The organism is Sphingobium sp. LMA1-1-1.1, assembly GCF_040676365.1.
In the GTDB taxonomy this organism is placed as follows: domain Bacteria; phylum Pseudomonadota; class Alphaproteobacteria; order Sphingomonadales; family Sphingomonadaceae; genus Sphingobium.
Genome location: NZ_JBEGHS010000040.1, coordinates 1 through 461, shown reverse-complemented (window position 1 = coordinate 461; position 461 = coordinate 1). Strand labels below are relative to the sequence as shown.

Sequence of the window (461 nt, the reverse complement as noted above, 5' to 3'; positions counted from 1 at the left end):
TTGATCGAGACATACTGGCTGCCGCGGTCGCTGTGGTGGATGAGGCCACCGCGATGGACAGGGCGCCGATCATGGATCGCCTGTTCGAGGGCATCCAGCACGAAGCTGGCATGCGCCGTCCTGCTCATGATCTGCCCCCTGCTGAGTGGCCCAGAGACTATGATAGTCTGGACCACGAAAGGGACATTGAATGCCGAGCAAGAAGCACAAGCCGGAAGAGATTATCGGCAAGCTACGTGAAGTTGAGATCGTGCTGGCGCAGGGTGCCTCGAGAGCAGAGGCATGCCGGCGGATCGCGGTCAGCGAGCAGACCTATTATCGTTGGCGCAAGGAATGAGGTGGCCTCGCCTTCTTGGACAGGTTGGCGGCTAAGTTAAGCTCATCGCGGATGTCGTTTTATGCCGCCATTTGGGTGATCAAATCCTGGGGGGCATGCCCCCCAGGATTTGAAGCGCCGATTT

2 pseudogenes are annotated in these 461 nt (G+C 58.6%); one reads left to right on the top strand and one right to left on the bottom strand.

Features of this window, described 5'->3' with window-relative positions:
* A pseudogene (locus tag MRBLMA1_RS16720) lies at positions 1-125 on the bottom strand (IS3 family transposase); the annotation flags it as partial.
* A gap of 65 nt (positions 126-190) precedes the next feature.
* On the opposite strand from MRBLMA1_RS16720, the pseudogene MRBLMA1_RS16715 reads away from it, so the two are divergent.
* Positions 191-334: pseudogene (locus MRBLMA1_RS16715) on the top strand (transposase); the annotation flags it as partial.
* Positions 335-461: the final 127 nt, after the last annotated feature.